Below are 14,057 nucleotides of genomic sequence, written 5' to 3' on the forward strand. Positions count from 1 at the left end.
CATTAAAATGTGACCATGGTAGCGACTACGTAACGGAACCACTGCTCTAGCAGTGCTCGCTCCTCCTCCTGGAAGTCACCTTCTGGAAAGTTGAGCTGCGCTTCAATGTTGTCTTCGGTCGGGCACCGGAAATTTACGAATGGAAAACGGCTATTCAGTTGCAGGATAATTTCAACAATGCTTGATGATCTACCCTCATAGCCGGCATCTTGGCCAATTGCCTGTATCATCTTCAGTGTAAGCGATATCGCCAACCTGTCCACTCGACCATTGCCTCCAGATACAGCTTCCCATTTCAGAGAATGCACTGCCTCTCTGCGGCGATTAAACCCTTCGGGCAACGGCTTTGGGCCAGCCACAGCAAACTTGCTGACATCATCACGCTTGAGATCCTGAGCCTCATGAAACAAGGCTGCCTCAAACTCGTCCGAAAACAGTTTAATATCAGCTAACCCCATTTGAATTTCATGAGCAGACAACCACTGCAGTTTTCCATGTTTCACAAACAGCGGAAAATTTACGCGCGGGCTGAGGTAGAAATAACTGTTGGGGGTCTTCTCATCAATTGCCACTCGAACCAATGGGTAGCGCGCACTCAATTTGTTGATCAGCTCTGAAAGTTCATCCCATGGCACACTCTTCAAGCTTTCCCGATTGGCAATCGGCGAAGCAAAACTTACGATGTAAACCGTTTCCGGAACCAGAGCTGAGAACCTTTGTGAGAAACCCAGCGTCATGAATACCGGTTGCCGTCTTTTCGTTTCCCCTCTTTTGATCAAAGAATCGATAATGAAGAGCGATTTTGGAGAGCTTTGGCTGGAATACGCTGCAATAATCTCATCTTGCTCCGGATCACAAGATTGTTCCAGGTGCTGACGCAACGCGCGTTCAATATCTTCAGAAGAGTGCGTTTTATGAGGCAAATACTCCTCGCTTTCTGAAATCATCTCTGGAAAATCCGCACCGTAGGGATCGCTCATAGGCTCATCGGTATGACACTCGGGCTTCCTCAGGAATACACTCCAATCAATACTGGCCCCCGGCTTGTATTCGGAATCGAACTTTTCCTGAAGGCAGGAATCCATGCGTTTCTCTACCCCATGTTTGCGCTCTACAAACGACGCAACCTGATCTTCATCTACCGATCCCGCCAAGTACGGATAGTGAATGCTGAGCTCTCCCGCACCCTGCGTTTCCAACCGCTTATTTACACAGCCAAACAAACGGTCGATTCGCCCTACCCGCTGCTCATTGTCACCTGGGGAGCCCGCTATTCCGTAGTGGTGAACCTGATGACAGTTCATATGCAGGTTCACGCCCTCCTGAAAAACGGAGGTAGATACCAGAACATTTGGGTAGAAGGGGCTATTAAAGCCAAGAATAAGCCGCTGTCGCGCATTATTGTTTTCGCCACTGGCGTACCAGGCCGGGCTTGTTAACCCCGTCAGACTTCGCCACCGGCCGCGCCAATCATCCAGTTTGTGATCAATAATTTTTCCGCACAGTGCCTCAAAGGTTTCAAGAGCTGCCGCAAAATATCGCAGCATCAAAGAGCCTCTTATTTTTGGTGTTACGAAATTATAAAATTCCCGATAACGCTGCTCAACATTCTGCGTTCTGACGTTTTTCCGAAACTCGACAAACCACCCGTAGAGCTCAACAATAACCGGGCTGGCATAGAGGAATCCTGCCTTAACATAATTGGCGAAATTCTCTGCTGCACTTCTGCGACTTCCGGCCCATTCTTGAAGCTGAATGCGCAAATGTTCAGGTAGCTCCTGGTAAACCAACGGCCAAAAGGAGTACAAAGGCTTGTGATACCGGGATTCCGGCTGGTCACGCCCCCCGAACGCCTCACGACGATCTCCAACGCTCGGCCATAACGCAAACCGCTCATACCGGGCAGCGGCACCGTAGTTAGCCCTGCCACGGGCAAAGTCCCCGTAATAACAGGTGTATCCACCCTCAAGGTAGTCGCAGGCTGGCTCCAAAAACAATGAAAACAGGCTTTCCGGTTTTGTAAAACGCAGGCGCACATTTGCGCAGTCCGTTTGGCCGCCGGCACCCTTTTTCACAACGAACAGCTGCGCCACGCGCGAGGCAAGGTAATCCTCTTCATCTGGGTCTGCATCGTCCTCTTCGGCTTGCACGTCATCTATATAGTCTTCAACAGCGGTGTCGCTAGCCAGACCGGCAATAAACGATTCAAATTCTTGCCGGGAAAACCCTTTCAGCTTTGAACGAACATCAGGATCTGCAAGGGACTTGCCCCAACCCTTTAACAGCAACTCACCCAAGAGGTTGTCGTAACGCTCATTGAGCCGCTGCGTCAACTCGCGCACCGAGGGTATCCGGCGAACAAAAACCAGGTGTTTGAGGTCACTCATATCTGCTTCAAACAGCTGTTTTTCAGAGGGAACGCATTCGTCAATCAAACAGTCGTATTTTGGGTGATTCGGGAACTGTCCAACAGCCTTGTAATAGCTGTCGGTCAGTGCCACCAAGAGCTTGGTATCTGGCGCGGTGGAATAATCACTCTTACCTTTTTCTGTGCTGGCGCCGTCAGTGTCGTCTTGCGACGAAGGTTCTGATTCACGCAATAATTTTCGACCTACAGATTCAAAGCCTTCCAGGTACCCATACATCAGCCTCTTGCCTTCTTTCTTCTTATTGAGCTCAGTTACCAGACCCTTCTGATAAAGAGCAAAAAAACCTTCTGCCTCCGGCTGCCCCTCAAACGTGGCCGCCATGCCTTTCTCATGGCGGTAGTGATGCTTGCTATGCAATTTGCCCTGGCCTTCCATTAGCCGCATACGGCGCAATGCATATTTCTGCAACAACTCGGTCGCTCTTTCGTCCTGGCTACCGCCGTATTCCTGCCCATCCAGAAAATAACTAAAAATACTGCCTACATCAGCCGGCCGGGTGTGGCTTGGCGTCGCTGTGAGCAGAAGTACCTTGCTGGCAAGCCTGTCATCACCAGGCCCAAAAAAAGCCCGGGCTGCGGCCACACGCTGGGAGCCGCCACCGATATTTCTGAGGTAGTGGGCTTCATCAATAATGATAAGATCAAACCCTGCGGCACCAAGCCCATAGTCGCTTTTGAGGCTCTTGCGAAAGCTTGTTGCTATAGCCGCTGCTTTCTTATCATCCGAGATCTCTGGGTTATCCTGCGGGTCGGTATCCCGCAGTAAACCGCTCAGGGAGTGGATGGTGGTGAGATAGAGATGACCAACGCCACGATTGACTGCGGCGTCCAAACTCGTAAGCGTTGTGCAGATTTCAACACTCGGCACTAGCATGCCATCAACGCCATTTTTAACGGTGTGATCCACTGGCCGGTAATGCCAGCGCACCAGGGTTTCAAATTCCCTACGCCAGTGCAGGCAGAGATCGCGGTTGGGAGCCATCACCAACACTTTCGCATTGGGCTTCATCTTCCATAAAAGAGCTGCCACTCCCAATGCCTGAAACGTCTTGCCCATACCAACTTCATCGGCCAGCAACGCCAGACCGTGTTCGGAAAGGAGGTTCCAGAGGTAGGCAACACCCTCGGTTTGCTTGGCTGCCATCGATTCCCTGTCATCTGGCCGGTAATACCAATCTGGCTGGCGACGGTCAAAGTTGATCCAATCTGTTACCGTTTCCGGGCGCAACTTTCCCCAGCGAGTTTCGGTCATACGGTTCCCCGGTTAGGTTTCATCCGCCGATACTCGCGCTTCAGCCACTGGCGATAGTTTTTATCAAGATTTCGCGGCAAGTTAGGAACGGCGACACGCAATACCTCCCACCGGTGCAGCATTGCCTCATTGTCAGTGCCACCAAACTGCCCCAACTGCTTGTTGGCCAAAACACACAGTTCATTAACCTCTTGCGCCAGAAACCAGTTGAACAGGCCCCCAGGTACAGTACTCATCCGTAATATCGTCTTCTCAACAAGCTCCTGCAAGCAACCCGGCCGAGTGAAAACCCAGTGTTCCAGCTCCTTCAGAGTCGAGCAGTTTTCGACAATGGCCAAATAGTGATGGCAGGCTGAAAACAAACGAAAGTAACTGATGTCTGGGGTTTCCATTTCCCTGACATCGTTGAGGCCATCTTCCTCGGCATACAAAGAATCTACCAACACCTGGCCGTCTTCCGTTTCACTAATACGATAACTCACATCATCTGACGTCGGTGCGCCTGCCGAAAGAATCAGATCATCAAACAACCCTCTAATATCATCATACTGCTGAGCCCGGCGGTAATCGGCCCGTTCCTCAATAATGAGACCCGACCCCGCTATAACGCTATCCAACACAACCTCATAGCTATGGTTAGCCAACAAGTGCCTGGTTTCAGGCGCTCGCAGATACAGCTTCCGCAAATCTCCGCTATCAGCCCCCCACTGCAGCTGTTCAGGATCAGCCCGGCCCGGCAGTTTAAGCTGGTATCGATCACTCAACGGCTCCTTCCCTACCCATGTCCCAGAAACGACGTATCGCTCCGCCTGCCAGTTGAAAACCACCCGTAGGTCAAACGGCAATGCCTTGGGAACCAAAAGTTGCTCCTGCTTCGCTTGCTCCGGTGTAGCAAACAATTCCGGCCCAAAATGAAGCTGCGCTCCGAGATAGTCGGAAACAGGAGCCGGGTCCGAGAATATGAAGCCGGCCTCAACGTTGAAGGTTTCACCCCCGGCATTCGTCGGTAAATTTGCGCCTGGCTGAGTGAAGTTCCAAGAGCCAATCGCCAGAGCAGAGGGTGTTTTCCAAAGCTTCACATGAGCCATACTCAGACGATCGTCGGGCTTCAGCGGGCTACTATGAAAAGACAAAAGACCAGTTTCATGAAGATCATTCAGGCCCTCCTTCCAGCACGTACGCAGATACTGGTTTTCTACCCGGTCTGGAACTACCCGAACACTCATTGAGTGATTGTTTGTAAACGTCTGTATAGACGTTACAAGGCCCGCAAGATCTCCAGAAAAATAGGGTGACCAAACGGCCAGCGCGGCCGATTTGTCATCTGCGAACAGATGTCTCAGAAACAACGGCCCTGTCAGGCTGTTACAAAATACAGCACCGTGTTGGCTTCCTTTCTGCCCTGTTACGTCCAGATCCCAATCAAAACGCTGCTGCACATTTTCAAATATCGGTTTGAAAAAACCGGCAACAGAATCCGCCAAGGGGCCATCCGTAACCGGTAAAAAGTGAAAGACCTCACGGTTACGCCCCCAGCCACTCACCGTAAGGTTTGCGCTACCGCAACCAAGGATTGAGCCCTTTTCGCCCTGCACATACATAACTTTCGGGTGGAACAGGCTGTTTTCTGAAAAGTGGACATCCCCATTGGCAGGCAATAGCTCTGGCAAAACGCCATGCACCGGGATGGCCGTTCGTTTATTCTGATCAGGCTCAATAAACCGCTTATCACAGAACACCTGAACATCAATCCCCCGCGCACTCAGCTCCTGCTGCATGGCCTCGTAGTCCATGCGTAATTTCGGAGAGTCCATTCTCAAAATCACAGGAAGCAGGTAGCTCTCGATGAACTCGATATCAATAACAAAGCTGGTCAACCAGACCTTCTGGATTTCACCAAGCGTTCTTATCTGATCAGTGAAGGTATTCAGGAGCTTCACCGGGCACCTCCCTGGTATCCGGATACCAGGTTGTAAAACTGGTAAATGTAGTAGGTGTTTGCCCAGGAACCGTTGGCGCGATTATCTGTTTTTGGCAACGGCTCGGTTCGGCCATACAGCCGAATTTCACCGCCAGGTGTTGCTTCTAACCAGCGAAGTTGGCCGCGCGTTTTCATTATCTGGGCATGATATTTCAGCAACCCCTGCAACTGGTCTTCCACATTTCCATTCACGGCTACATCCAGCAACTTCTGTAACCTTCTACGGGCAGTGCCTTGCAGAGTCGGCAGTAAATCACCGGCAGCCCAAATGCGAGCGGCAGCATCGCGCAATGTTTGATCCGTTCGTCCCAAACTTTCCCAATAACCGCGAACATCACGCACCGACTGCACCTTCTTGTGCCGCGCCAGCCTGAAGAGCAGATCAAGCTCAGCAAGCAAAGGCTCAACAATCTGAATAAGCCGGAGCTTTCGGCGCTCGTCAGCCACCTCACACCGTTCTTCAGCCGTAACAAAAATAATTCTTGGCACCAGCTTTTCGCCCGTAGCCGCTGCATAGTGATCTTCCAGAGTCACCAACAGAGCCCCGGCGGCGCCCTTATTCAGGCCGGTAACATCCAACCAGAACGCTTTGGTTTCAACGCCAACCTTCCCCTGTGTCGAAAAGGCATTTCTATAGGCATCACGCAGTGCTACTGGAACATCGCGAAATTGTCTTCGGGGCGGAATCTGGGCTTTAGAGTAGTGGACATTCAGCAAATCGATAATGTGTGCTTTTGCTTGTTCGAAACAGTCGCGGAGCTCGCTGTGGTTATCCAAGAGGGTATTAAAAGCGCCCCATTTTTCCTCTGATTTCTGATGGGAATAACGGTAGCTGTGATCGAAAAAGCCCATTTCTACAAACGGCGTTTTATATCGCCCACTGACACCCAAGCCCAGCTGACGAACAAGCAGGTGTCCTTCCTTTTTGTCGGTGAACAACAATGAAGGATTCTGATCGGACTCTTCCATTGCTCTGCGACCATTGCTTCCACCGAGAATACCCAGCGTATCGATATCAACTTCTTCGGGCTTATCGACCATTGAGTAGGTGAAAATATTCTCCAGGTAGATCAGGCAAGCATGAATAAAGGGCAGACTCTCTTTATCTCCCACCGCCGCTGCCAGTGCCGGAGAAACCGTTACAGACTCATCCTGAAGGATCGAACGAATGACTCCGTGATGCAGCAAATTAAGCGTAAAGTTTCGCACATCGTTGGAGACGGAGTTGACTCGACTGTTGAAGATTTTTTGCCCGAATGCGGACCAGATGACCAGTTGGCCGAGGGGGTCTATATAAGAGTCTCCAGACAGAGAATCATCGTATTCAGTGATCAGTGATTGGAGCTTTATCATGAGGTGCGAACCGTTCCTTGTTTTCCAAAATCCTTGTGAGCTGCTTAATACAGGTTCCGCTGGAACCCAACAAACACCTCGCGGATATTACCAACCGGCCCAAGTTCGCTAACCGCATCACGCACGGTGTGGTATTTCAGTTCGATCAGTTGCGGCAACTTGTCTGGATCGAGCTCAGTAACGCCGCGCTGGACGTAGTGATCCAGTACAAACTTCAGAAACTCGTGTTGGCGGTAATCGTATTGGCTGTAAATACGCTCCAGGTGAGCGGCCACCCGCTCGGAGCGAGTTATCGGCGGTAGGTTGAAGGCAACGTAAGCCAGCACGTCATAGATGTCGCTCTTTTCTGCTTCGATCATCCGCCCGATTTCTTTCAACTGCTCGATGCCATAGCCCTTCTCTTCCAGGCCGTTCAAAAGCTTGATGCGGGTATCCGGCTGGCTCCAGAGTTCGCGGAGTTTGTCCTCATCGGCGAACCATTCGGGCAAGTCACCATGTAAGTGCTGGATAAACTCGGCGGCAGACATGGGTTTGCCGTCCGGGCTCCAGAAGCTGGTCGCACTCATGTGCTGGATGGTGCGCTCCTTACCATCGGCGAGCTTGATCTTGATCTTGCGCTTCTGCTGGCAGGTACAGGGCTGCGCACCACACTCCGGGCAAGGCTCTGGCGGCTCTTTTTCGCACACACAGGGGCGCTCGCCGCATTCCTTACAGGGTTCAGGAGGTTCAATCGCGCAGTTACAAGGAATCTGACCGCACTGATCACAAGGTTCTGGCGCCAATGGCTCGCCATCCCACTCGGGGTCGTTAAAGTGCTCGTAGGCCCTCACGAAATCGTAAACCGTGAAGTAGTCCTTGCCGTCGAACAGGCGGGTACCGCGCCCGATGATCTGCTTGAACTCGATCATGGAGTTGACCGGGCGCATCAGTACGATATTGCGTACGTTGCGGGCGTCGACGCCAGTAGAGAGCTTTTGCGACGTGGTCAGGGTGGTGGGAATGGACTTCTCGTTATCCTGAAACTGTCTAAGAAAACGCTCGCCTTCCTTGCCGTCGTCCGCTGTGACCCGCTCACAATAATGCGGGTTTTTGTTGGTTTTCATCTGATTGATCAGATCACGCACCGCAAGCGCATGCGCTTGTGTGGCGCAGAACACCAGGGTTTTTTCGCGCTGGTCGATATGATCCATGAACACTCGAACCCGGTATTTCTCTCTCGCTTCAATTTCAATGATGCGGTTAAATTCCGCCTCGGTGTAGCGCCGCCCCTCTTCGATTTCACCTTCCACAACATCATCGTCGCGGGTGTAAACGTAGTCATCCAGCGTCGTCGCGATCTGCCTTACCTTGAAAGGCGTCAGGTAGCCGTCGTTAATGCCTTCTTTGAGGGAATAGATGTAAACGGGCTCGCCGAAATAAGCGTAGGTATCGGCGTTATTATCACGCTTGGGCGTGGCGGTCAGGCCGAGCTGAACGGCGGGGCTGAAATACTCCATGATGCCGCGCCAGTTGCTCTCATCGTTGGCGCCACCACGGTGACACTCATCAATGATGATCATGTCGAAAAAGTCTGGTGGGTAATCACCGAAGTTGGGTTCAGGGTCGCCGTTCTCATCCCGACCGGTCATAAAGGTCTGAAAAATGGTGAAGAAAACACTGCCGTTCTTGGGCACCCGGCCGTGTTTGCGAATAGTCTCAGGGTCGATGCGCACCAGCGCATCCTGAGGAAAGGCCGAAAAATCGTTAAAGGCCTGATTGGCGAGAATGTTGCGGTCAGCCAGAAACAAAATGCGCGGTTGCCGGCCTAGATCACCGGAGGCCTGCGCGCCCAGAGTCCAGCGGGCGTGAAACAGCTTCCAGGCGATTTGAAAGGCAATCGCTGTTTTGCCGGTACCGGTCGCCAGCGTCAGTAATATGCGTTCACGGCCATCGGCCATAGCTTCAAGCGCTTGTGAGATGGCGTTGTGCTGGTAATAGCGTGGCTGCCAGAAACCGCCTTTGTCCTCAAACGGCACTGCTCCGAAACGCTCGCGCCACACATTGAACTCAGAGAAAGTTTCTGCCCAAAGCTCCTCTGGCGACGGGTAGGCTTCTATTGGCCCTTCTTTACCGGTTTTCATATCCACCCGGTAAATTCCTTTGCCATTGGTGCTATAGGCAAAACGGACCTGCAATCGTTCAGCATACTCCTTGGCTTGAGCCAAACCTTCTGTCACTGGGGACAAGAGCATTTTGGCTTCAACGACACCTAATTTCTGGCCTTTATAGATAAGAACATAATCCGCTCTCAAATGTGGGCCTCGCTTTCCGCCGCCAATTAGACGACCAGGGGCAATTACTTCTCGTCGCACCCGGCTTGCCGGCACCACACCCCAGCCTGCAGCCCTCAATGCCGGATCAATATGTTCTGCTCTGGTATCTGCTTCTTTCATAGCTTTCTCATACTATTGGCTGGTTTCCAGTGACTCAGTAGCTAAATCAAGAGCGAGTCAAGAACTTCTAGTACACAAAAAAACGCTAACTCACTGGTATCATTAGCCGTTTTCTAGTCTTCATCTGGCAAGCACTCAAATTACAGCCTGAGAGTCAAAACCCAATCAAGAACTCAGGCCCACCAGGGAACATAACCAGCCCTGGGATGCTCCATATCTGCATCTCGTATTAAGCCCGCCCCCTTGGCTTTTTTGATGACCCCCGAAGCCTGGGCAGCGTTCCGGCTCTCAATGCCGAATCGTTCGCACAAACTGGCGTTCTTCATACGCTCTCCGGTCAGAAACTTTAGAACGGCATGATGATAACAGGCCCGTATTCTCTCTTCCGGGGTCATCTGGGCGAAATTTCTTGGCCCATAAAGCACCACCTGCATTGCGTTCCCTTCCTCACGGAACAAAGGAGGCGGCAACTGATAGAGTTCCACCGCGGCAACCACTTTATCAAGGCCACTGCCTTGCTCTTCACACATCCCCATCCGGCGCATAAGCGCAGCCAATGCTTCGTTACGCGACCGAGGTGGCAAATCTATCATCCGATCTGCAGGCACCAGCGGCATTCCGGGGTTGGTTATTTCCATTCGATCCTGAAAGACTTCAATCTGAGGCCCCGCCCCGGTGATTGTCATATCTTGGTGAATCAGGGCATTGGCCGTCACTTCACGAACGGCAATGGTAGGGAAAAGTGGCTCTTCTGAACGCAAAGCAACATCAATATGCTCGTTTTTCGGCAGTATTCCGTTAATGAACTCAATCAACCCTTCAAAGCCAACGGCATAGCCCTTTTTACCCTCAACGCGGTGACTTACCTGCGCCGCACGGTTTCTACCAGCGTAAGCGATGAAACGAATAGATTTGCGCGCCAGGCGGCTCTCGAACTGAGTGAGGTCAAATGCAAAGAGAATCGCACCGAGATTGGTAATATTCCAACGATCGCCTACGTCTTTGCTTATGAGCCGCTCAGCTTCAAGCTTGTCAAAGATTCCAGCGCGATTATCCGGCAGCGGCTGCTTGGTGAGTTTGAAATAGCTGCTGTAATCCAACAGGTTCAGCACTTCGTCCCCGCTGACATATTGTCGGGCTACAGAATGCTCCCAAGTATAAGGGCGCAAACGCTCAATCAGTTGTTGATACCGTTCCGGGTAGTCGGTCAGTTTTGGTGTAGCGCTGCCGATTCTTATGTAGGGAATGTTCTTAAAAGCAACCGGAGCAGCCGTGGCCGCAGGAATTTCAAGAATAACAACCCAGCCTTTGGGGTGTTCAACGCGCCGAAACTGAAAAGGAACACTGGGTTGAAGTTGACGGGCCAACCAGAAAGCCAATTCTTGCCCATTTGCTTTCTGGCTATCCGGGGTGAAGTGAGTGCCGATAACGTCAAGAGAGCCATCATCGATACCCCATAGCATATATGCCATGTCTTTACCTACGAGTCGCGCAGCATTAGACAAAGCGGAGCAACGAACACCGAGAGTATCCGGATCAACGTTGTCCTTTTTGAATTCAAGCCAGTCTGCCTCGCTACCGTGGGAAAGCAACTCGTCGATAAGGTCAATGTCTCTTCGGGAGGTCATAAAGTGGTCACCCGTTCTTCCTTGATCACAGTCAGCTCCGACGAATCGTTAACCTCTAAACCGCCAGTTTCAATCATGCGACGGCCTCTTTTTGTTGCTTGTCTGGCATTTCCGAAGTCAAAGCCCCGGAGAAGGCTTTTTGGAGAAGGGATTGTTTTAATTCGTTTAAAGCGGCTATTTTTCTTTCACTGATGCTTGCCAGACGACAAGCTTCGTTATTTAAGAGGTCCAACGTAACCACAACCTCTCTTTGGACGCCTAGAGACGGGAGAGGAATCCTTAGTTTTTTGGAGTCAGGCACCCTCATGTGCAACACGGTTGAACCAGAGCCGAGCCTTTGTATCTGATGCTGAATAAAGTCCGACAAAAAACAATAAAGCAGAAAGCGATTATTCAATTTCTCTGGATCAGCTCGGTAAGAAACAAGCCGCTGGCCAAGAAAGATCTTTTCATCAGAATCCAGAATGCCAACTTCACCCATGGGCGCCTCGCGTGTCAGGATCACGTCACCCCTTCGAGGTATCTGCCGCCGAGTCCATTGCAGATAAACCGCCTCCTCCACGTACTTTACGGAGCTTAAATTTACCTGCCCATTTCTGACATTAGTGGTTCTAATCATTTTATATAGCGTTGGATAGTCAACTTTCGGTGCTGTTTTGTTAACGCAGTCAATTATTGATTCGCAAGCCTCATCCACCCCAACTTCAGGACAACTCAAACTTAATTTTTCAATAACATTATTCAAATAACTGTCAAATAACTCCCGAGCATTGGCGAGGTTCTTTTCAGTGTTAGCAATCGCCGCGTCGATGCCCTCGAAGGCTTCATCGAGGATGGCGACCATGCGCTTTTGTTCGGCAAGTGGCGGAAGTGGGATCAGGTGATTCTCGATAAATTCCTTCGAAACACGCTTGTGACCAACGGCGCCGGACATTACTCGCTGGCCAGCATCCCGAAAACCGTCTTGTGATAAGTAATAAAAAAGAAACTCGGACGCGAGCTCGCCACTCGGGCGAAAAACTATAAACTCGCTCGAACCGAAGCCAACTCCATTCACAAGGCCACGGGCGATGCCCAACTTACCGTTTTCAAAACATGGCGTTATCTTAGCCAACAGCACGTCATCATCAGCAAAATAGGTATAACTTCCAGAGACCTTTCCGAACGGTTTTTCCTCCATCGAAGAGAAAAACTTCTCCCTGATCCCCAGATCGCTCATAGGCACAAATGAGACCAAATCAGATTGATGCAAACGCTGCCTCGCCTCACTTTTCGGCGGCTTAATCAAACACGCCTTGCTAAGTGGGACGTAATTCCAGTCTTGCCTCATAACATCCCCCGAATCCCTTCCAGTATCTCTTCACTTTCCTTATCCAACGTCTCAATCTCATTGATGATCACTTCCGGATCGCGCAGCGGCGCTTCAACAGCCTGGTTCGGGTTCTTCACCGACAGGTCAAAGTTCTCTGGGTCCACATCGTCGATGCTGACACTCCAGGAATTATCGGAGTCTTCAAAGTTCGCCTGCCGCGTGACAAAGTCTTTCAGGTCATCATCATTCAACGGGTTGGTTTTACCCATGCTGCGGCCAGGATTAAGCTGGTAATACCAGATATCCCGTGTCGGTGAACCTTTTTCAAAGAACAGCACTACGGTTTTAACGCCTGCCCCAAGAAACGTGCCGCCGGGGCAGTCAAGAACGGTATGCAGGTTGCAGTTTTCCAGCAGTTCTTTACGCAAAGCCTTTGATGCGTTATCCGAGTTGGATAAAAAGGTGTTCTTGATCACCACCGCCGCCCGGCCACCGGCACGTAGATATTTGATGAAATGCTGCATAAACAAAAAAGCGGTTTCACCGGTTTTGATGGGGAAATTCTGTTGGATCTCCTTGCGCTCTTTGCCGCCGAATGGCGGGTTGGCAAGGATGACATCAAAGCGATCCTTTTCCTGAATATCGTTCAGGTTTTCAGTGAGACTGTTGGTGCGCACAAAATTGGGCGCTTCGATGCCGTGCAGAATCATGTTCATGATCCCGATCACGTAAGGCAGGCTCTTTTTCTCTTTGGCGTAAAAGGTTCGGGTTTGGAGCGTTTGCAGATGGGCAGTGGACATTTGCCTGTTATCACCCTGCCCGTCGGTGCCATAACGCATGTAGTCGTGCGCTTCGCACAGGAAGCCGGCTGAACCCGCAGCTGGGTCGTAGATGCGCTCACCGATGACCGGGTCAATTATTTGAATCATGGCGCGAATCAGTGGCCGTGGCGTGTAGTATTCACCACCGTTACGCCCAGCATTGCCCATGTTCTTGATCTTGGTTTCGTAAAGGTGCGACAGCTCGTGCTTCTCATCCTGAGAACCAAAGCTGAGTTCGTCGATCAGCTCAAGCGCATCCCGCAAGCTATAACCGCTGGCGAATTTATTACGAATTTCGCCAAAGATTTCTCCGATTTTGTACTCAATGGTATCGGTGTTCGCCGCGCGCTCTTTGAAGCCGTGCAGATAGGGAAACAGATCAAAACTGACAAACTTGATCAAATCGTCGCCAGTCAGGGCGTTGTCGTGGTCAAAGTTGCCGTCAGTCTTCTTGGGCGCGGCCCAGCGGGACCAGCGATGGGCTTCATCAATTATAAACTCGTAAGACTGCCCACGCAGTTCCGCCTCTTGCGAGCGTTCGAACTCCAGATCATCCAGATATTTGAGGAATAACATCCACGAGGTCTGCTCGGTATAGTCAAGCTCGGTGGCACAACCGGCCTCTTTCCAGAGGACGTTATCGATGTTTCTGAAGGTCTGTTCGAACATTGAGTTTCCAGATTTTGATTCTATTAAACTGTTGTGCAGCGTGACTGCGCTCATTCCTTTGGCCATAGCTTACGGTGTTCTTTCCGGGAGTATTAGACCAACAAAGTTTTAAGCTCGCTGACTTAACCGCAACGGGCTAAAAAGGCGGGCAACCTGTTTCTTCTAGTGAAACGAATTCTGC

The 14,057-nt window shown here is 51.1% G+C and carries 7 protein-coding genes; all 7 read right to left on the reverse strand.

Translation table 11 applies throughout. The features are described 5' to 3' along the window. Positions 1-2 precede the first annotated feature (2 nt). The 7 genes from MIH18_RS06155 to MIH18_RS06185 all read right to left on the reverse strand — a co-directional run bounded on the left by MIH18_RS06155 (position 3) and on the right by MIH18_RS06185 (position 13,876). Complete coding sequence (locus MIH18_RS06155) at positions 3-3,680, reverse strand: DEAD/DEAH box helicase (RefSeq protein ID WP_249014165.1); 3,678 nt, start codon at positions 3,678-3,680, stop codon at positions 3-5. Continuing rightward, positions 3,677-5,620, reverse strand: coding sequence for a phospholipase D-like domain-containing protein (locus MIH18_RS06160; RefSeq protein WP_249008101.1), 1,944 nt, complete (start codon positions 5,618-5,620; stop codon positions 3,677-3,679). The genes MIH18_RS06155 and MIH18_RS06160 overlap by 4 nt, the downstream gene beginning before the upstream one ends. After that, the gene (locus MIH18_RS06165; RefSeq protein WP_249014166.1) at positions 5,617-7,014 is read right to left on the reverse strand and encodes a hypothetical protein; all 1,398 of its coding nucleotides are present in this window, start codon (positions 7,012-7,014) and stop codon (positions 5,617-5,619) included. Before MIH18_RS06165 ends, MIH18_RS06160 begins: the two co-directional genes overlap by 4 nt. A 44-nt stretch (positions 7,015-7,058) precedes the next feature. After that, the gene (locus MIH18_RS06170) at positions 7,059-9,446 is read right to left on the reverse strand and encodes an EcoAI/FtnUII family type I restriction enzme subunit R (RefSeq protein WP_249014167.1); all 2,388 of its coding nucleotides are present in this window, start codon (positions 9,444-9,446) and stop codon (positions 7,059-7,061) included. Positions 9,447-9,619: 173 nt separating this feature from the next. Next, a complete protein-coding gene (locus MIH18_RS06175; protein WP_249014168.1) occupies positions 9,620-11,038 on the reverse strand; it encodes an ATP-binding protein in 1,419 nt (472 codons plus the stop codon). A 109-nt stretch (positions 11,039-11,147) separates the two neighbouring features. After that, positions 11,148-12,326, reverse strand: a complete 1,179-nt coding sequence (locus MIH18_RS06180) for a restriction endonuclease subunit S (protein WP_249014169.1) — start codon at positions 12,324-12,326, stop codon at positions 11,148-11,150. 74 nt (positions 12,327-12,400) lie between these two features. After that, positions 12,401-13,876 (reverse strand): N-6 DNA methylase, encoded by a 1,476-nt coding sequence (locus MIH18_RS06185; protein ID WP_249014170.1) that lies wholly within the window; start codon positions 13,874-13,876, stop codon positions 12,401-12,403. Positions 13,877-14,057: the final 181 nt, after the last annotated feature.

This window comes from Marinobacter sp. M3C (assembly GCF_023311895.1).
Classification (GTDB): domain Bacteria; phylum Pseudomonadota; class Gammaproteobacteria; order Pseudomonadales; family Oleiphilaceae; genus Marinobacter.

What these genes read in the sequence shown, in the direction of transcription:
- MIH18_RS06170 (WP_249014167.1), bottom strand. Translation starts at nt 9,446, where the DNA reads ATGAAAGAAGCAGATACCAGAGCAGAACATATTGATCCGGCATTGAGG.
- MIH18_RS06165 (WP_249014166.1), bottom strand. Translation starts at nt 7,014, where the DNA reads ATGATAAAGCTCCAATCACTGATCACTGAATACGATGATTCTCTGTCT.
- MIH18_RS06155 (WP_249014165.1), bottom strand. Translation starts at nt 3,680, where the DNA reads ATGACCGAAACTCGCTGGGGAAAGTTGCGCCCGGAAACGGTAACAGAT.
- MIH18_RS06185 (WP_249014170.1), bottom strand. Translation starts at nt 13,876, where the DNA reads ATGTTCGAACAGACCTTCAGAAACATCGATAACGTCCTCTGGAAAGAG.